The 17,539-nt window shown below is 71.9% G+C and carries 17 protein-coding genes; 8 read left to right on the top strand and 9 right to left on the bottom strand.

The window, feature by feature from the left end:
* Nucleotides 1-18: 18 nt before the first annotated feature.
* Nucleotides 19-2,001, top strand: coding sequence for a hypothetical protein (locus tag OVA28_RS18755; protein ID WP_268098082.1), 1,983 nt, complete (start codon nucleotides 19-21; stop codon nucleotides 1,999-2,001).
* Nucleotides 1,991-2,656 (top strand): ABC transporter ATP-binding protein, encoded by a 666-nt coding sequence (locus tag OVA28_RS18750; protein ID WP_194663533.1) that lies wholly within the window; start codon nucleotides 1,991-1,993, stop codon nucleotides 2,654-2,656. The genes OVA28_RS18755 and OVA28_RS18750 overlap by 11 nt, the downstream gene beginning before the upstream one ends.
* Before the next feature lie 431 nt (nucleotides 2,657-3,087).
* Here the strand turns inward: OVA28_RS18750 and OVA28_RS18745 are convergent, their stop codons facing one another.
* Together OVA28_RS18745 and OVA28_RS18740 are read right to left on the bottom strand one after the other, a co-directional pair.
* Nucleotides 3,088-3,936 carry an aminoglycoside phosphotransferase family protein gene (locus OVA28_RS18745; protein WP_268098079.1) on the bottom strand — a complete coding sequence of 283 codons (849 nt, stop codon included), beginning with the start codon at nucleotides 3,934-3,936 and terminating at the stop codon, nucleotides 3,088-3,090.
* A gap of 253 nt (nucleotides 3,937-4,189) precedes the next feature.
* Entirely contained in the window at nucleotides 4,190-5,767 is a 1,578-nt protein-coding gene (locus OVA28_RS18740) for a phospholipase D family protein (protein WP_268098078.1), read from the bottom strand.
* A 58-nt stretch (nucleotides 5,768-5,825) separates the two neighbouring features.
* Between OVA28_RS18740 and OVA28_RS18735 the strand changes: the two genes are divergently transcribed.
* From OVA28_RS18735 to OVA28_RS18725, 3 genes are all read left to right on the top strand, one after another.
* Nucleotides 5,826-6,386, top strand: a complete 561-nt coding sequence (locus OVA28_RS18735; RefSeq protein WP_268098077.1) for an MOSC domain-containing protein — start codon at nucleotides 5,826-5,828, stop codon at nucleotides 6,384-6,386.
* A 92-nt stretch (nucleotides 6,387-6,478) separates the two neighbouring features.
* Complete coding sequence (locus OVA28_RS18730; RefSeq protein WP_268098076.1) at nucleotides 6,479-7,042, top strand: TetR/AcrR family transcriptional regulator; 564 nt, start codon at nucleotides 6,479-6,481, stop codon at nucleotides 7,040-7,042.
* 78 nt (nucleotides 7,043-7,120) lie between these two features.
* A complete protein-coding gene (locus tag OVA28_RS18725) occupies nucleotides 7,121-8,146 on the top strand; it encodes a zinc-binding dehydrogenase (RefSeq protein ID WP_268098075.1) in 1,026 nt (341 codons plus the stop codon).
* A 27-nt stretch (nucleotides 8,147-8,173) separates the two neighbouring features.
* On the opposite strand, the gene OVA28_RS18720 is transcribed toward OVA28_RS18725, so the two are convergent.
* Entirely contained in the window at nucleotides 8,174-8,671 is a 498-nt protein-coding gene (locus OVA28_RS18720; protein WP_194661548.1) for a pyridoxamine 5'-phosphate oxidase family protein, read from the bottom strand.
* A 166-nt stretch (nucleotides 8,672-8,837) separates the two neighbouring features.
* Between OVA28_RS18720 and OVA28_RS18715 the strand changes: the two genes are divergently transcribed.
* On the top strand, nucleotides 8,838-9,413 hold the full coding sequence (locus OVA28_RS18715) for a TetR family transcriptional regulator (protein WP_268098074.1): 576 nt from the start codon (nucleotides 8,838-8,840) through the stop codon (nucleotides 9,411-9,413).
* A gap of 53 nt (nucleotides 9,414-9,466) precedes the next feature.
* On the opposite strand, the gene OVA28_RS18710 is transcribed toward OVA28_RS18715, so the two are convergent.
* Entirely contained in the window at nucleotides 9,467-10,906 is a 1,440-nt protein-coding gene (locus OVA28_RS18710) for an MFS transporter (protein WP_268098072.1), read from the bottom strand.
* A 225-nt stretch (nucleotides 10,907-11,131) separates the two neighbouring features.
* Nucleotides 11,132-11,632, bottom strand: coding sequence for a MarR family winged helix-turn-helix transcriptional regulator (locus tag OVA28_RS18705; RefSeq protein ID WP_268098071.1), 501 nt, complete (start codon nucleotides 11,630-11,632; stop codon nucleotides 11,132-11,134).
* Between the two features lie 91 nt (nucleotides 11,633-11,723).
* On the opposite strand from OVA28_RS18705, the gene OVA28_RS18700 reads away from it, so the two are divergent.
* Complete coding sequence (locus OVA28_RS18700) at nucleotides 11,724-12,662, top strand: NADP-dependent oxidoreductase (protein WP_268098070.1); 939 nt, start codon at nucleotides 11,724-11,726, stop codon at nucleotides 12,660-12,662.
* On the opposite strand, the gene OVA28_RS18695 is transcribed toward OVA28_RS18700, so the two are convergent.
* Together OVA28_RS18695 and OVA28_RS18690 are read right to left on the bottom strand one after the other, a co-directional pair.
* On the bottom strand, nucleotides 12,625-13,029 hold the full coding sequence (locus OVA28_RS18695; protein ID WP_268098069.1) for an SdpI family protein: 405 nt from the start codon (nucleotides 13,027-13,029) through the stop codon (nucleotides 12,625-12,627). The genes OVA28_RS18700 and OVA28_RS18695 overlap by 38 nt on opposite strands.
* Nucleotides 13,026-13,265, bottom strand: coding sequence for a hypothetical protein (locus OVA28_RS18690; protein ID WP_268098068.1), 240 nt, complete (start codon nucleotides 13,263-13,265; stop codon nucleotides 13,026-13,028). The genes OVA28_RS18695 and OVA28_RS18690 overlap by 4 nt, the downstream gene beginning before the upstream one ends.
* Before the next feature lie 83 nt (nucleotides 13,266-13,348).
* On the opposite strand from OVA28_RS18690, the gene OVA28_RS18685 reads away from it, so the two are divergent.
* Nucleotides 13,349-13,780, top strand: coding sequence for a hypothetical protein (locus OVA28_RS18685; protein WP_268098067.1), 432 nt, complete (start codon nucleotides 13,349-13,351; stop codon nucleotides 13,778-13,780).
* A 27-nt stretch (nucleotides 13,781-13,807) separates the two neighbouring features.
* Here OVA28_RS18685 and OVA28_RS18680 read toward each other — a convergent pair whose 3' ends face one another.
* Together OVA28_RS18680 and OVA28_RS18675 are read right to left on the bottom strand one after the other, a co-directional pair.
* A complete protein-coding gene (locus tag OVA28_RS18680; RefSeq protein WP_194661555.1) occupies nucleotides 13,808-14,014 on the bottom strand; it encodes a DUF4177 domain-containing protein in 207 nt (68 codons plus the stop codon).
* 283 nt (nucleotides 14,015-14,297) lie between these two features.
* Nucleotides 14,298-17,483, bottom strand: coding sequence for a glycoside hydrolase family 38 C-terminal domain-containing protein (locus tag OVA28_RS18675; protein WP_268098066.1), 3,186 nt, complete (start codon nucleotides 17,481-17,483; stop codon nucleotides 14,298-14,300).
* Between the last annotated feature and the right edge of the window lie 56 nt (nucleotides 17,484-17,539).

Genomic DNA, 17,539 nt, shown 5'->3' with positions numbered 1-17,539 from the left:
GCCTCGAACGTCCTCCGCGTGGGGACCGCTCTCGCAGCCGCGGTGGTCTCGTTCCTGATCGGCTTCGCCGTGCTCAGCGTTCAGGACACGCAGTCGATGGCGACGATCAGGTCGGCACTGATCATCTCCGAGGCGAACGAGGCCGCTCGAGTCGTCGACGTCCTCCGGTCGGAGGCAGAGCACCGCAGCGCCAACTTCTACCGCGTCCGGATGGACCCGACGGGGCGGACCCCGACGCGGACGCTGGTCCCGGTCATCGGTGACCGGGCCGCACACGACCGGGCGTTCCCGGCGGGGGAGTACGCGCGGTTCGACGTCTCCCTGACCACCGAGCTCGAGGCGGCCGGGGACCCGCGCGGCAGCTGGCTCTCGACGCTGCCGCCGCGCGCACTCCAGGACGTCGCGACGACGTTGGGTCGCGCGGGTGTCGAGGCGCAGGTGCAGTCGCTCGGGTGGGCCAGTCTCTTCCGGTTCATGGTCGGGTACACACCGACGGTGACGGCAGCAGTGGTCACGATGAGCGGTGCGTGGCTGCTCGGGTTCGTCCGAGCGGCGTCGCGTGCACGCGTGACAGCGGTCTCCAGGACGCTCGGTGTGCGGTGGCCGTCCGGGCGCGACGTCGGGATGTCCGTGCTGCTCGCAGCCGGCGCGTTCGTCCTCGTCGGCGGGTTCGCGATCGCAGCGCTCGACGGCTACAACGGCGGACACCGGCTGGCCGCCTACTTCGGCGTGAGTGGTGCCGTGTGGGGCTCCCTCGTGATGGCGTTCGTCTGTGGGGCCTGCGTGTCGGGCTCGCTCCCGCGCCGCCTGCGGTTCCGGTCCGCCTTCTCGGGATGGCTGCCGTGGGGCAGAGGAGCTGTTCTGATGCCAGCCGTGCAGGTGCTGACGTTGACGCTCGTCGTGTTCCTCGTCGCACAGGCCGGGACAGCATGGGGATCACTCGTCGTCGTCCGCGACAGCCGTCCTGACTGGCAGGCATGCGCGGGGTGCACGACGACGATCTTCCAGGGCTTCGACGGCCCCACAGCGCTCGAGGACGCAGTGGAGCCGTTCGCCTCGGCGGTCCGTGCCACTGAGGCCTCGGGTGGGGTCCTCCTCAGCTGGGCGCCCGGAGCGGCTCGTGGTGATCGGTACACCCCGGGGGACCCAGGGTCGAACGTGATCGTTGCCAACCCGACGTTCATCGAGCGTTCCCGGGGGCGGGTCCCTGATCCGCTCGACGGGGCGGACGGGCCCGGGGAGTGGGGGCTCCTGGTACCGAGCGACCAGGCAGAGCGGGCAGCGGCCATCGCGGCAGAGTGGCGCATGTCCTTCCGAGAGCCGCTCGGGGAAGTCCCGAACCGGGCGGCGCCGAAACGCCCGCACGTCGCCACATACACGCCCGGTACCGTCTTCAACTACGGCCAGACGGACCTGCGCGACCGGGCGTACTCGGAGTCTCCCGTCATCGTCGTCGTCCCGGCGTCAGCCGGCCTCCTCGACGACGACTCCTACTTCGCCGCCGGCTCCGCCGGGGACCTCCTGTTCACCGGTGGCGCCGCATCGACACACCGGGTGCTCGATGCCGCTGGCGTCCCTCGGTCCGTGTACGTGGTCGACGCGCTCGCCGACCAGATCGACCGCGGCGTCGCGACGGCCCGAGCGTGCCTCCCCATCGCACTGGTCGGTGGCGCAGCCGGGGTCCTCGCTGCGGTGGGCATGCTCGTCGTGCGCACCCGGGCCTCCGTCCTCGCGAACCGCGACCGGCTGCTCTTCCACCGCACGCACGGACGATCACCGAGCCGCGTCCATCTCCGGACCTGGCTCCGGACCGCGGGACTCTTGGCAGGGACCGCGGTCGCCCTCGGCCTGGCGATGCTGAGCGGCCTCACGGGCGCTGACGTCGTTCCTCGGACCGTGGGGGTCGTCTTCGGTGCGGTCGTCGTGCTGGTCGTCCTGACGACCTGGGTCACCACCGCTCGGACCGCCACGACGAAGGAGTTGCTCTCCCATGGGTACTAGCGAGCCAGCGATCGAGGCGATCGGCATCCGCCACGAGGTCGGCGGCCGTCTGCTGTTCGACGCCCTCGATCTGACCGTCCGAGCGGGTGACGTCCACGCGGTGGTCGCACCCTCGGGCGCCGGGAAGTCGACACTGCTCCGGATGATCGGGGGACTCGAGCGCCCGGGTGCCGGCACGATCCGGGTCCTCGACCACGACGTCACGGCACTGCGGGGTGCGGGGCTGCGTCGACACCTCCGCGACCGCGTCGCGTTCGTGTTCCAGGACGCCGGCCTCGTCGAGCGGTGGACGGTCCGGCAGAACATCACGGCGGCCGCTGCGGCAGCGCCACACATCCCGGTCGGCGAGCCGTCGAGCCTGGACGAAGCGGCAGACCTCCTCCATCTGCCGCAGGCGCTCCTGGGACGACGAGCCGCTGAGCTGAGCGGTGGGGAGCGTCAGCGGGTGGCGATCGCCAGGGTCCTCGTCCGCAAGCCACCGGTGGTGCTGATGGACGAGCCGACCGCCGCCCTGGACGCGGAGCTGACCGATCGCGTGGTGCACCTCGTCCGCGAGCTCTCCGATCAGGGTGCAACGATCGTGATGGCGACCCACGACCCGGTGGTCATCGGCGCCGCGGATTCGACCTCGACGCTGTTCCAGCTGCCCACCTGACGCACCGGAGGCGCGCTGACGACGGTCTCCGCACCGGACGGCAGTCCTCGTTTCGCAGCGTGACGGATCCGGTTCGCGGATCCCGGGGCGAGCCGACCAGATCCGTCACGGCGCGAACCAAATTCGGCCCAGCCACCAGGCGGCGGGTTCCGGGTTCAGACCGAGACAGACAGGAGGCTCGGTGCCAGCTGGCACCGAGCCTCCTGTCTGATCCCGGGTCGCGTCAGAACTGCGTGGTGCCCCGCACGGCGCGCGGCCGCCCGTCCGGGTCCACCGCGAGCCGCGCCGCCGGGGCGGCCCACTCGGGCTCGGCGTCTCGCTCGGCTTCGTCGCCGCGGCGCTGGTCGCCGGGATCGTCGACGTGGTCGTCGGCAAGGCACGGGGGACCGAAGCGACGGTCTGAGCACCGGACCGATACGGACCGGAGGCGGTCAGAACGCGGCGAGTGCGTCGCGGACCATGCGGAGTCCCTGCGCTTCGAACGTCTCGTCGTCGACGGCGAAGGCCCACACAGCGGTACCGACCGCCTCGCGGAGCTGCAGCCAGCGCCACGTGTCCGGCTCGCGAGGATCGTCGCCGTAGCCCGCGAAGAAGGCCTGCTCGAGTGACGGGTCGCTCTGCCAGTGCAGGACCGCGAGCCGCGTGAGGTCGAACGCCGGCGGACGGAAGGCGAAGCGTCCGAAGTCGATGGCGTGCAGGCGACCGTCGTGCACGATCCAGTTGCGCGGGTGCCAGTCGCCGTGCGTGGGGACCACCGTCACGGGGCCCGGGGTGAACGTCTGCAGCAGTGACCGGGCTCGTGCCGCGCTGGCAGGGGCGATGCGGTGCGGGGTGTCGAGGGCAGCGAGCACCTTCGCCTGTTCGGCGGCCAGGAAGTGCTCGTCGATCCTGGCCGTCTGGTCGTGCAACCGCCGCAGGACCGTGCCGGCCTGACGATGCAGGTCAGCCGAGGTCTCGTCGGGCGTCGTGAGTGCGAGATGCCCAGGGATGCGGTCGAGGACCAACACCCGGGCATCGACGTCCGCCGCGACCATCCGCGACGTGTCGCCTCGACGGACGAGTGCGCCGGTCCACTCCTGGTGCGCCGCGAGTTCTCGGGCGAAGTGCGTGTTCTGCGGGCCGCAGGCCTTCACGGTGTACTCGCGATCGCCGCTCTGGACATGGAACACCCGGGTGTCGAGCAGCCCCCATGATTCGTCGGAGACCACGGACGCCGCTGGGAGCACCCGTCGGACGAAGGCGACCTGCGCGTCGGTCAGCCCGCTCTCGCTCCACTGCATGTGTCGAATCTACGGACGATGCGCGCTCGCTCGAGCATGGTCGGTGTCTGTGTCGGTGTCTGACGAGCACCGGTTTTCGTTCTCCGGCGTGACGGATCCGGTTCGCGGATCCCGGGGCGAGCCGACTAGATCCGTCACGGCGCGAATCAAATTCGGCCCAGCTACCAGGCGGCGGGTTCCGGGCTCAGACCGAGACGGACGGGAGGCTCGGTGCCAGCTGGCACCGAGCCTCCCGTCTGATCCCGGAGTCGCGTCAGAACTGCGTGGTGCCCCGCACGGCGCGCGGCCGCCCGTCCGGGTCCACCGCGAGCCGCGCCGCCGGGGCGGCCCACAGGCGCTGCAGCGCGGACACCGGCTCCGGCTCGTGCTGCCGGATGCGCCCGGGGGGACGGGGGCCCGGTTGGCCGTCCTCGTACCAGTGGTCGAGCGCCCGGGCGTGGGACCGCCAGAGCGCGAGGAGCTCGGCTCCCGAGCCGTCCAGCCGCGGGTCGTCCGGGGTGGTCGCGAGGTGTTCGGCCCAGAGCTCGTGTCGGAGGTCCCGCGCGAGCGACCCGTCCCCTGCAGAACTGTCGACCACGGCGCAGGTGAGCTCGCTGTCGGAGGTCCAGGAGCGCCGGTTGAAGTTGTCCGAGCCGATCGTGAACCAGGCGTCGTCGACGATGCAGACCTTCGCGTGGATGTAGATCGGGCGGCCGGACTCGTGCTCCAGGTCGAACACCCCCACGCGGTCGGGGGCCGAGCGACGGAGGGTCGTGATCGCGTCGATCTGCCCGAGGCGGCTCGGGGGCCCGCCGAGCACGCCGTCGGAGTTCGGGTACCGGGGCACGAGGATGACCACGCGGAGCTCGGGGTTCCGCTCGAGCGCCTCGGCGATGCCGGTGGCGACCTCGCGGGACCAGAGGTACTGGTCCTCGATGGTGATGAGGTCCCTGGCCGTGCGGAAGGCCTTGCCGTAGGCGCGCGCGATGCTCCGCTCGCCCTGTGGCGCGAACGGGAACGGCGGGCGCTTCACGCCGTAGGTGCGGAGGAGCTGCACCGCGTGGTCCCCGGCCGGCGGCGGCGCGGGCGTGCGTTCGGGCAGCGGCTCGGGGCGGCGCGGCATCCGCGCAAGGCGCTGCAGGAGCATCCGGTACGGCAGGCTGCGGTCGAGCGGGTGCGGGTCGTCCCACCGTTCGGCGAACACGGCGAGGACGTCGGCGACGACCGGGCCGCGGAGCTCCATCGAGGCGTCGTGCCACGCGGGCTGCTTGCCGTAGCGGGAGTCGATCGAGACCGGCTGCGGGTCGCCCTCGTGCGCGGCGTCGTCGCGGCGGCTGTGGCACAGGTCGATGCCACCGACGTAGGCGACGTCGCGCGCGGGGTCGTCCCGGTGCTGGATGACGAAGAACTTCTGGTGGTGGGAGCCGAACACGCGGACGCGCTGGTCGAGGAGGACCTCGCCGCCGGCGTCGTTGATCTTCCGCCCCAGCAGTTCGTTCGCCCGGGAGCTGAGCGACGCCGAGATGCGCTCGCCGTGGGAGCGCCAGATGAGCCCGCGGACCTCGACCCCTGCGCGTGCCCGGTCGGCCAGCAGGTCGCCGATCGTGGGGCCGTCGGGCAGCAGGCGCTCGTCGGCGTCACCGCGCCAGTCGGTGAACCACACGCGGTCACCGGGCTCGAGCGCGGTCAGCTCGGCGTGGATGCGCTCGAAGTACGGCGCCCCGTGCACCAGTGGGCGGACGAGGTTGCCCTCGGACCAGGCGGGGGTGTCACCGGCACCGGCGTGGACCTCGGTGGCGGTGTTGCCGCGCTCGTCGCGGGACAGGAACCAGTGACGCGGGTCGATGGGCACGGTCGAACACTACGGGCAGCGCTTCCCGAGGACCCCGGGCGTGCGCGAGAATCGCCCCATGAACGCTGAACACGAGGACAGGCCGCGCGTGGTCGCGGTGAGCAGGGACGGCGACCACCGGTTCAGCAAGCCGGTCGTGCAGGAGCTCACCCTCGTCGAGGGCTGGGGTGTCGAAGGCGACGCCCACGCCGGCACCACCGTGCAGCACCGCTCACGGGTGGCGCGGGACCCCTCGCAGCCGAACCTCCGTCAGGTGCACCTGATCCACGCCGAGCTGTTCGACGAGGTGGCCGAGGCCGGCTACGCGGTCGCGCCGGGGGAGCTCGGCGAGAACGTCACGACGCGCGGCATCGACCTGCTCGGCCTGCCGGAGGGGACCCTGCTGCACCTCGGCGACGACGCCTGCGTCCGCGTCACGGGCCTGCGCAACCCGTGCCAGCAGATCAACGGCTTCGAACCGGGGCTCCTGCGCGAGGTGCTGGGCAAGACCGAGGACGGGGTCGTCGAGCGCAAGGGCGGGGTGATGAGCGTCGTGGTGTCGGGCGGGGTCGTCCGGCACGGCGACGCGGTCCGCGTCGAGCTCCCCGAGGGCGAGCAGACGCCGCTGCAGCCGGTGTGACCCCCTGACGGACGGGAGGCTCGGTGCCAGCTGGCACCGCGCCTCCCGTCCAGCTCTTGACAGCAGCCGCTTGTAAGTGTTTGATCAGTCACATGCCCGCCACCGGAACCAGCCCCCGCTCCACTGCCGAGGCTCAGCGTGCCCGGATCACCGCGGCTGCCGTCCGGGTCTTCTCGGAGAAGGGCTACCACGCCACCCCGGTCGCGGACGTCGCGGCCGAGGCGGGAGTCTCACCGGCGTACGTCTTCCGGCTCTTCCCCGGCAAGCTCGGCGTGTTCGTCGCGGCGGTCGAGGACACCTACGAACGCGTCGCCGAGGCGCTCGCCGCGGCCGGCGAGTCCAGCGCCGAGTCTGACCCGACCGCTCGACTGGCATCCATGACGAACGCCTACATCGCGCTCGTCGAGGACCGCGACCTGATCATGCTGCAGGCGCACGCGCAGAGCGCCAGCAGCGTGCCCGAGATCCGCGACGCCGTGCGCAGCGGACTCGGCGAGGTCGTCCGTGCCGTCGAGCGGGCCTCGGGGGCGGCGCCCGCCGACATCCAGCGCTTCGTGGCGTACGGGCAGCTGTGTCACCTCATCGTGCAGACGGACCTGTCGGCCGTCGGTGCGTCGTGGGCGCAGTCGATCACGGCCGGCATCCGGCACCGCTGAGCTGCCCCGCTCCTCGCCTTCTTCTTCATGTCCGCAGTTGTGACTGTCCAATCAGTAACCAAACGAATCGAGACCACCATGAACGACACCACCACCCACGTCGTCCTGCCGGGCATCGTCGAGCCGGCCGGGCTCCTGGTCGAGGAGACCCCTGTCGCGGCACCTGGAGCGGGGGAGATGCTCGTCAGCGTCGAGGCGACCGGCATCTCGTACGCCGAACGGGCCATGCGACGCGGCCGCTACTTCATGCAGCCCGCGTTCCCCTTCACACCCGGGTACGACCTCGTCGGCATTGTGACCGCGGTCGGCCCGGATGTCGACCCCGCGATGACCGGGCGGCGCGTGGCGAGCCTGACGAAGACGGGCGCCTGGACCGGACGCGCGGTCGTCGCCGAGCGCGACTCGGTCCTCGTGCCGGACGGTGTCGCGTCCGAGGACGCCGAGGCCGTCACGGTGAACGGCGTCACCGCGTGGCAGATGCTCCACCGTGCCGCGCGGGTGCGTCCGGGGCAGACGATCCTGGTGTTCGGGGCGAACGGCGGCGTCGGCGGTGTGCTCATCCAGCTCGCCCGGCACCACGGCGTCCGCGTGATCGCCGCTGTGTCCCCGCGGCACCACGAGGCCCTGCGACGGGACGGCGTCGACGCCGTGGACTACGCCGACCCCGAGCTCGAAGCCCGGGTGCGCGCGCTCGTTCCGGCCGGGGTCGACGCCGTCTTCGACAACATCGGCGGTGCCACGACGCAGACCGCTCGGTCCCTGCTCGCCCGCGGAGGTGTGCTGGTCTCGTACGCGATCATCGACGCGGTGAGCGGGACGGGCAGCCTGTGGCCGCCGTTCCTGTCCCACATCGGCCGCATCGCGTTCTGGAACGCGCTGCCCGGTCAGCGCGCGGTGTTCTACGACCTGTGGAGCGGACACAGCCGCACGCCGAAGCGGTTCCGCGCGCACCTCGTGGAGGACCTCGGGCGGGTGCTGGAGCTCGTGCGCGACGGGGTCGTCACGCCGAGGATCGCCGCCCGGTTCCCGCTGACCGAGATCGTGCAGGCGATGGAGCTCGCGGAGTCGCGGACGCTCGACGGCAAGGTGGTCCTGCTGCCCTGACGTGGGCCGCGCCGCGACTCCGATCGGTCAGAGCTCGACCGTGCCGTTCTCGATCGGGTCCTTGTCCGGGTTGCGGGTGACCGCGGCCCGAGCGGTCTTCGCGATGTACGCGACGGTGCTGCTCGGCCCCTCCCAGTACTCGGCGGAGTCCGCTTCGACCTTGATCAGTGCCAGGCCCGCCGTGTCGAGCCCGTCCGGGAACCAGGCCTGCAGGGGCTTGACCCACAGTTCCTCGGCCTTCTGGCGGTCGTGGACGACGCTCGCGCGGCCGGCCAGGGACGTCCACGAGTGGCCCTTCGTGTCCGAGAACGACACGTTCACCTCGGGGTGGATGCCGATCTGCTCGGCCTTGGCGGAGTCGTCATAGGCGAAGAACCACAGGTCGCCGTCGAACTCGGCCTCCTGCAGCGCCATCGGGCGGCTGACGTGCTTGCCGTCCGTGGTCATCGTGGTGAGCATCGCGACCTTCGCGTCGTTCATCAGGTCGGCGATGTGGTGCTGGTCGCTGGGGGTGGTGTCGGACATGGGTGTGCTCCTCGTCGAGAGACCGGGTGGTGCTCGTGACGCTACGCGCGGGCGGTCGGGAGGCTCGGTCTCGGTGCGTCGCGCGGCTTTCCGCGACGCACCGTCGTCGGGAACGGGCTGCGGCCTGGAGCCCCGTGGCGACCCGCCGCTCGGTACGGTGATCGACATGGCCACCTTCACGCCCCCGCCCACCGACACCATGCGTGCGAAGCTCCTGCTCGCAGCACGCGAGGAGTTCGCGGCGGTCGGCATCACCGGCGCCCGGATCGAACGCATCGCCGCGTCGTCCTCGAGCAACAAGGCGCAGATCTTCCACTACTTCGGCAGCAAGGAGGGCCTGTTCGACGCGCTCTACGCCCAGACCCTCGCGGAGACGCTCGCACTCGTGCCCCTCGACGCCGAGGACCTGCCCGAGTACGCCGGGCGGCTGCACGACGCCGCGGTGCAGCGGCCGTGGGCGCAGCGCCTGGTGACCTGGTACCGACTGGAGCGCGGTGACGCAGCCCCGATGGAGGCGGTCGTCGCGAGCAACGCCGAGGCGGTCGCCGAGATCGAACGGGCGCAGCGCGCGGGGGTCCTGCCGCGGACCCTCCGTCCCGCGGTGCTGCTCGGGCTCGTGGTGCACCTGGCGGCGTTCTGGAGCGAGACCAGCCCCGAGTTCGACACCCTGGTCACCGCGATGATGCCGGCCCGACGTCGGCAGGTCGTGGTGGACGCGGTCGCGGCGCTCGTGCGGCGCTGACCCCTCCCGACCCGGCGCGCCCGCGTCCTCCGGCGCGCCGGCCTCCTGACCCGTCAGCTCGCGTCCTGGCCCTGGCAGGACCGCACGATCGCGACCGTCACGAGCGCGGCCGCCACGAGCGTCAGCACGACGCCGGCGACCTGCACGCCCGACTCGAACTGCGCCAGCCGCGTGCTCGTCCAGACGGTCGTCGCGATGCTCCCGCTGACCATGGCAGCCAGCACCGCTCCCGAGGCCGCGATCCCGACCCCGGTCGCCAGCTCGCTCGCCGTGTCCACGAGCGCGGCGCCCATCGAGGTCCGGTCGGCGGGCAGCCCGCGGAGGACGTCGTTGCCGGCGACCACGCCGACGACCCGCATGCCGGCAGCGACGAGCATGAGTGCGGCGGCCACCCACCCGTAGCCGAGGTGCCCGAACGCGGCGAACACCCCGAGCCCGAGGACGACGGCCACCGAGCTGGACGCTGCCGCCCGACGGAGCCCGACCCGCTGCACGAACGGCCCGACGAACCGGCCGCTGGCGAGCAGCACGACGACCTGCGGCAGCATCCCGACGGCGGCGGCCGCCGGTGACCAGCCCCAGCCGAACTGCAGCTGGAGCGTCACGAGGTAGGACAGCCCCGCGACGGCGAGTCCCGCGCCGGCCTTGAACGCCAGTCCGCTCGTCACCAGCGGCCGAGCGACGAGTGCGAGGTCGAGCAGCGGGTGCCGGGCCGACCGTTCACGCAGGACGAACGCGACAGCTGCCACCACGGTCATCGCAGCCACCGCCCACGTCTGCCACGACCGGCCGAGGTCGACCGCGAGCGTCGGTGTCACGAGGGCCCCGGCGATCGTCGCGGTCCCGAGGAGGGCGCCCGCGACGTCGATCGGGGCCCGGTGGAGTCCCTCTGCGGTGTCGGGGCCGATGCCGGTCCGGATCCCGACGAACGCGACCAGGGCGATGGGGGCGTTCGCGAGCAGGAGCACCTGCCACGGCGCCACGGCGAGCACCAGGCCGCCGATGGTCGGGCCGATCGCCAGGCCGACCAGTCCCGCCGTCGAGATGACGGTGAGGGCGCGGACGCGCAGGTCCTCGGTGTCGAAGAGCCGGAACGCCAGCGCCATCGACCCCGGGGTGGTCATCGCGGCGGCGACGCCCATCACAGCGCGGAGGGCGATGAGCTCCGGGGTGGTCGTGACGACCACGGTCGCGAGGCTCGCCACCCCGAGCAGCACGAGCCCGACCAGCATGACGCGGCGGCGACCCACCCGGTCGGCGACGGCGCCGAACAGCAGCATCAGCCCACCGAAGACGACGGAGTAGGCGCCCGTGACCCACTGCAGCCCGGTGGTGGTGGCGTGGAGTTCACGGCCGATGGTCGGCAGCGCCACGTTGAGGAGCGAGTTGTCGAGCATCTCGAACAGGAACACGGCGGACAGGCCGGCGAGGGCGAGCCACGCCTCGCGGAGCGAACTCGGCGCGAGGCGACGGAGCGTGGGGACGGCGGACATGAGCGCACTCCTTCAGGTGAAGAAGTGGCGACTCGAGCGAGTCACGTGCGCGCGCCCGGCGCACGTGGCGCGGGCTTTTTCCCTCTGCGCCCACCGTAGATGACGACGTGGGCCGACAGCAAGCACGGCTGCGGGGTCCGCGATGGCGCGGAACACCGGACGGGAGGCTCCCCACCGGGCCGGTGGGGAGCCTCCCGTCCGGTGGGTGGCCGACCGCGGAACGCCTCAGGACGCCTTGCGGCGTCGGGGGGTCGCGGATCGCGGCGGGGCCGCGCGGAGGCGGTCGCCGACCTTGCCGAGGACGGCCGCGAGGGAGTCGACCTCGTCCGTGGTGAGCGTCTCGAAGAGGAGGCCGCGGACGACGGCGATGTGCCCGGGGAAGACGGTGGCGAGGACGGCGCGGCCGGCCTCGGTGATCGTGACGACGACACGGCGTTCGTCCTGGGGTGCGGTCGATCGGCTGACGAGTCCGCGCTGGTCGAGCAGCTGCGCCTGGTACGTCAGGCCGCTGCGGCTGTAGACGACGCCGTCCGCCAGGTCGGTCATGCTGCGGCTGCCCGTCGGGTCGTCGCCGAGCCGCGCGAGCAGCTGGAACTGCACGTAGCTCAGGCCGCCGGCGTCGCGGAGCTGCTGCTCGACCGCGGGACGGAGGAGTGCGCTGACCTCGGTGAAGGCGAAGTACGCGGCGAGCTCCGTCGGGGAGAGTCCGGGCTGGGGTTCGACCATGGTCCGATCCTACCGTTGCTTCGAGTTCGAAGCAGTGCTACGGTCAGCACCAGTTGCTGCGAACTCGAAGCACAAGACGAGAGGCATCACCATGAAGGCAGTCCGTTTCCTCGAGGTCGGTGGACCCGAGGTCCTGCAGTACGTCGACGTCGAGCAGCCCCGGCCGGCCGCCGGCCAGGTGCGGATCCGCGTCGCAGCGTCCGCGTTCAGCTCCGCCGACACCGGCATGCGGGCGGGCGTCCTGCCCATCCCGGTGACGCTCCCGCACGTGCCTGGTTACGACGTGTCCGGCACCGTCGATGCGCTCGGCGACGGCGTCCAGGGCTTCGCGGCTGGCGATGCCGTCATCGCGTTCCTGCCGATGGGCGAGGACGGCGGCGCGGCGGAGTACGTCGTGGCTCCCGCTGACGTGCTGGTCCACGCGCCGACCAGCATCCCGCTGGCCGATGCGGCGGCGCTGCCGTCGGTGGCTCTCACCGCGCAGCAGGCGTTGTTCGACGACGGCGGGCTGCAGGCCGGGCAGCGGGTGTTCATCGTCGGTGCGGGCGGTGTCGTCGGCAAGTACGCGGTGCGCCTGGCGAAGCGCGCAGGCGCCTACGTCATCGCCACGGCGAGCCCGCGGAGCGCCGACGCTGTCCGCGCTGCGGGTGCGGACGAGGTCGTCGACCACACGGTGTCGTCCCTGCGGGAGGCCGTGGCCGAGCCGGTCGACCTGCTCCTGAACCTGGCGCCGATCGAGCCGGCGGAGTTCGCCGCCCTGGTCGAGCTGGTCCGCTCGGGTGGAGTCGTCGTCAGCACCACCGCGTGGATGCCCGCGCCGGACGATGCTGAACGCGGGGTGCGGTCCGTCGTCGTGTTCGTGCGGAGCGACCTCGCGCAACTCGCAGAACTGGTGCGGTTGGTCGACGCGGGGGAGCTGCGGGTGGAGGTCTCGCGGCGGATCCCGTTGGCCGAGCTGCCGGCACTGCACGCCGAGGCTGCCGAGGGCCCGGTCAGCGGGAAGGTGATCGTGCTCCCGGAGGCGGTGTGACGGAGGGGTCCTGATCGGGCAGATCGGTCTCGGAGTGGTCCGGCTCGGGGCGCTGGCGGACGGCGCGCACGGCGATCCAGGTGCTCCAGACCGACCCGGCCACCGCTGCTGCCGCGATGGCCACGACGAGCGGCTCGCTGTCCCACTGGCCGAGCAGACATCCGATGACCCCGGCGACGGCCATCCCCGCGGCGGTCGTGAGCATCGGGACGAGGGCTGCCTGGTGTGCTCGCTGCCATGCGTCAGGGTCTCGGAGGGTGGCCGCCGTGCGGATGCCGAGCCAGCGGTTGCGGGGGACGACGCCACGGGCAGGGAGCACGACGCTGAGGGCGACCAGCACAGCTGCGGCGATTTCGACGACGATCATCGGGGCCGCTGGGGGTCCGGCGACGACATCGGGCTTGTCGTCTCGAGGGCGTCTGGTGGCGGTGTGCTCCCGGCGAGGTGCGCGGCCGTCGTCGCGATCCACAGTGCGGCGAGGGCGATCAGGCCCACGACGCCCGGACCGGCCATGACGAACGCCACGACGAGGGTCACGAGTGCCGCGAGCATGAGCGCCACCGGGAGTCTGCGGCCCCTGGTCGTTCCTTGCTGACTGGTCATGACGCACCCCTCCTCGATCACCATCCGGTCAGACTCATCCTGCCGGTAGCGTGTGACATACGCAACCGTGAGCGAGGAGCAGCATGCATCGACGATCGCCCCTCGGGCAGCGACTCCTCGTCCTCGGGTGGTTCCTGTCGGCGTTCTTCCTCAGCAGCGCGCCGCTTGTCCTCGGGGTCATCGCAGCGGACATCGTGCCCGCTGTCGGCGGTGTCCGGCGGTCCGTTCCTGTACCGGTGCTCGTCCTCGCCCTGATGGCGGTGGTCGGCATCGCGGTCGTCTTCGGCGGTGCGCTCGAACGCCTGGTCGAGCGGCTCGTCACGGCGCGCTCGGTGCTCCAGCGGACCACGCAGGAGGCTGCGTCAGCCCTTCTGCTCTGGCTGCTGCTCCTGCCGCTCATGGAACGCGGACTCGGCGCAGCGGTCGCGGCGGGCGTCTCGATCGCGCTCTACAAGGCGGCCGAACTGGTGCTCGACCGACTCAACCGGACGGGGGCCGACACGGCTGACGACTGAGTCGTGCTGCCCCCGATGGTGCCGACGTCAGCTGAGGCTCTCGAAGACCATCGTGGCCTGGATGCGGTCGCCGCCACCGAGGCCCTTGCTCCCGCTGCTCGCCGTGGTGATCGTGTGGAGCCGGTAGCCCTTCGCCGCCTGCTCGTTGATGGTCTGCTCGAGGGATGTCAGGTTGCCCGAACCGGTCCCGAGGAACTTCTCCTTGAGGATCACCTGGAGGACGACGTACTGCATGGGAAGCTCCTTCTGAGGTCACGGGCGAACCGGACGTCGCCTCGGCCAGTGTCCGACGCACAGCCACCCACGCCGTAGCCCCCGTTCGCGCTGCAACCGGGTCGGCATCTGGCACCGTGCCGCGATGCATCGAGGCGGATGATGCGGTGGCGGGGGCCGCCGGGCGGCGGCTGGCGAGTACCGGCGCCTGCTCCCGGAGTGCGCGGACAGGTGACGGCGGACGCGGGGCGAGACGGACTGGAGGATCCCCACCAGCTGGCAGGGAGCCTCCAGTCCGTCGTCGCTACGGCGACCTGGTGAGCCGGACGGCCGTGGACTCGTACGGCTGGAGCTGCAGGTGCAGCCGGTCTCCCTGGAGGTCGACGGTGCCGGCAGTCTCATCGCCGAGGTAGGTGCTGCGGACCGCCGACGCAACCGCGATGCCGAGGCCGATGGTGAGGTCGACCGGGTGCTCGGACATCGACTGCAGCCGGACGATCGACTGCTGGTCGTCCTCGCCGGCGACGACCGACACCAGCCGGACACGGTCGTCGTCGAGCGTGAGCAGTTCGGCGGACGGGACCGTCGACGCGCCCGAGCCGGATGCCGGTGCCGTGACCATCGGCCGGACCAGGTCCGCGGTGGTCTGGAGCGCGACTGCCTCGACCGGCTGACCCGGTTCGGCACGGACGCCGATCGCGTACTCGAAGGTCGCGGTGAACCCCTGCTCGATCGGGAAGTTCGTGTCCCACACGTTGTTGTGCACCCACGAGTAGACCGTCGCGGAGCGGGCGGGGCTCGTGCTCGCCGGGAACGGCGCGTAGGGCAGGGAGATCGTGCCGGGGTGGACGAGTGGAGCGTCCTTCGTCACCCACACGACGGCCGCGTCCTGGTCCTCGACGCTGACCCAGTTGCGGATCGCGCGCATGTGCTGCGGAGCGCCGGGGATGTGCGGCAGGCCGTCTCCCGTGACGCCACCGGAGACCTCGTACCGGACGACGGGCTGCTCGGCCGCGAAGGGGAACGCGAAGAAGGCGCTCTCCTTGGTCCGCGTGACGGGCTTCGCCAGGCGGTTCGCGATCCGCAGGCGGGGCTCGCCGTGGCGCAGCCGGAGGGTGACCTCGACGCTGTCGACCCCGGCAGCGGCGAAGCGGTAGACCAGGCGCTCCTCGACGGCGTCGGAGACCCGCTCGACCAGGACGGCTGGGCCCCCGGTCGTCCGCGACGCGAGGAGCTCGAGACGATCGGAGCTCCACAGCTTGTTCGCCAGGTGGTTGACGCCGGCTCCCGACGAGCCGTACTCGTCGTAGACGTACCCGTTGAAGCCGGCGGGCGCGTGCTGCTCGACGACCTCGCGCCCGGTCGCCACCTCGACGACGGAGCGGATCGTCGACGTCTGGGGATCGACCGCGACGCGGAGGTAGGCGTTCTCGAGCGTGAAGAGGTCGGCCGCCGGGATGATCAGCGCGTCGTGGGTCCGGGGGAGCTCGGGGGCGGAGTCCGACGACATGACGTCGACCCGCACGAAGCCGAACGCGGGGACGTCGGCCAGCTGCGCAGTGATCCACCGGCCCGACTCGCGGTGCAGGGAGTTCGACTGCGCCTCGACCACGATCGGCAGGTCGGCACCGGTGCGGCCGTCACGGAGCGTGACGTGTGCGTCGAGGGGGACCGTCGACTCCTTGAGCAGGAACCGCACGGCCCCGGTCCGGGCCGCACCGGAGGCGTTCGCGACGACGATCGCCGTGCGGGCGTCCTCGGGGGCGGCGACGGCGTCGGCGAGGTAGACGAGCGCGTGTTCCTCGAAGTCGCGGCCGCGCTGGTGAGCGGTGATCGCCTGCGCGACCTTCCACTGCCACTGGCGCTCGCCGGAGTCGTAGCCCTCGTCGCCGTGCGTCCACGAGTTGCTCGCACCCCACGTGTGCTCGTTGAACATCGAGATCGCGTCGTACGTGGCGTCGGCATCGGCTCGTTCGGTCGGGACGGCCCGCCCGCCGAGCCAGGCTGCGGCCTGGGAGAACGACCGGGCGTCGCTCACGGCGACCTGGGCTTCGCGTGCCAGGGCGAGGGGGACTGCGGCCGACCCGACGCCCTCCACCCACCAGTCGCCCCAGTCGCCCTCGACGGTGACGAGCTCGTCGCCGTGGCGCGCTTCGGCCTCGGCGAAGAAGTCCTCGTTCGTCGAGACCCGGAGCGTCGGTGAGCTCCAGGTGTCGTTCCAGCGGCGGACGACCTCGGAGAGATGCAGGCGCGCGGGACCGTTGTCGCCCATGAACCCCTGGGTGCGGAGGTGCAGGACGTCCCACGGGTAGCCCGAGCGACCCTCGGCCTGTTCGCCGTGCGCCCCGAAGACACCGGGCGGGAACGGGTAACCGCGGGTCGCGAGCGCGGTCAGGTAGGCGGGCAGGTAGGCCTCAGCGACCTCGTACGACTCGGTGAGCCCGACCATCGGACCCTCCATGTACGCCAGACCGTGCGGGCTGTCGGTCATCCAGACCACGATCGAGTTGCCTGCCGGGGTCCGCCAACGGAACAGCCGCGGCAGGTCGAGGGCGCCGTTCTGGTGCGGCATCGACCGCCCCGCCCAGTTGTGGGCGACCGCGAGGTACCGCACGCCGACGTCGTGGAGGGCGTCCGGGAGCCCGGCGACCTGCCCGGGGACGTCCGTCTGCATGGCCGTCGTGAAGTCGATGCCGTACTGGTCGCGGATCCGGCGGGCCTCGCGCAGCAGCTCGTGCAGTTCCTCGGTCGAGCAGGTGTCCGTGTGCAGGTTGTAGGGCATCGCGCTGAGGCCGATCGAGCCCTGGCGGACCAGCTCCACGAACTCGGCGACCTTGGCGGCGGGACGGTGGCGCTCCCAGTCGGCGAAGGCCCAGAGTGCCTCGACGTTCCAGCGGAAGCGTGATGCCTCTGGCCACGCACGCGTCGCCGCGGCCAGTTCGACGGCGGAGTCGAGGTAGGACCGCTGGGAGGAGATGACCGTGGTCTGCGGGTCGGTGTAGCCGAAGTCGAAGTGCGAGTGGTGGACCACGTGCACGGACCAGTCGCGTTGGGGGAGGAGCACGAACGAGATGTCGGTGGCGGTCTCGGACTCGGTCCCAGCCACGGTCAGGGTGACGTCGGTCGGCTCGTCGACCGTGCGGACCAGCAACCGGACGGAGGTCGTGTCCGGCGCCGGGGCAGTGCCCATGACGCGGTCGACGCCGTCGGGGCCGGTGAGGACCGCCGTCACGTCACGGGGTTCGTCGCTGGTCGCGCCGGCGGTCTGGCCGTCGCGTTCGCCGGTGGTCTGGCCGTCGGGTTCCCCGTCGAAGAGCAGGCGCACGCTCTGCACGGCGACGCCGTCGCGCACCGTCTTCAGTGGTTCCGGGATGACCCGCACCCGGAGGTTGCCCACGGTCGCGGCGGCCACGGTGGCGCGGTCGAGGAGCCCGTCACGGGCCTCCAGGTGGGACCAGGGCTGTGCGGAGACGAGGGCTGGTTCGGTCATCGGAGCTGGGGTTCCTTCGGTGGTCGGGAGGAGGATTCGGGTGGTCGGGCTCACGC

It is taken from the genome of Curtobacterium sp. SL109 (assembly GCF_026672405.1).
GTDB lineage: Bacteria > Actinomycetota > Actinomycetes > Actinomycetales > Microbacteriaceae > Curtobacterium.
The sequence above is the reverse complement of the archived record's forward strand: the minus strand, read 5'-3'. Positions and strand labels throughout refer to the sequence as shown.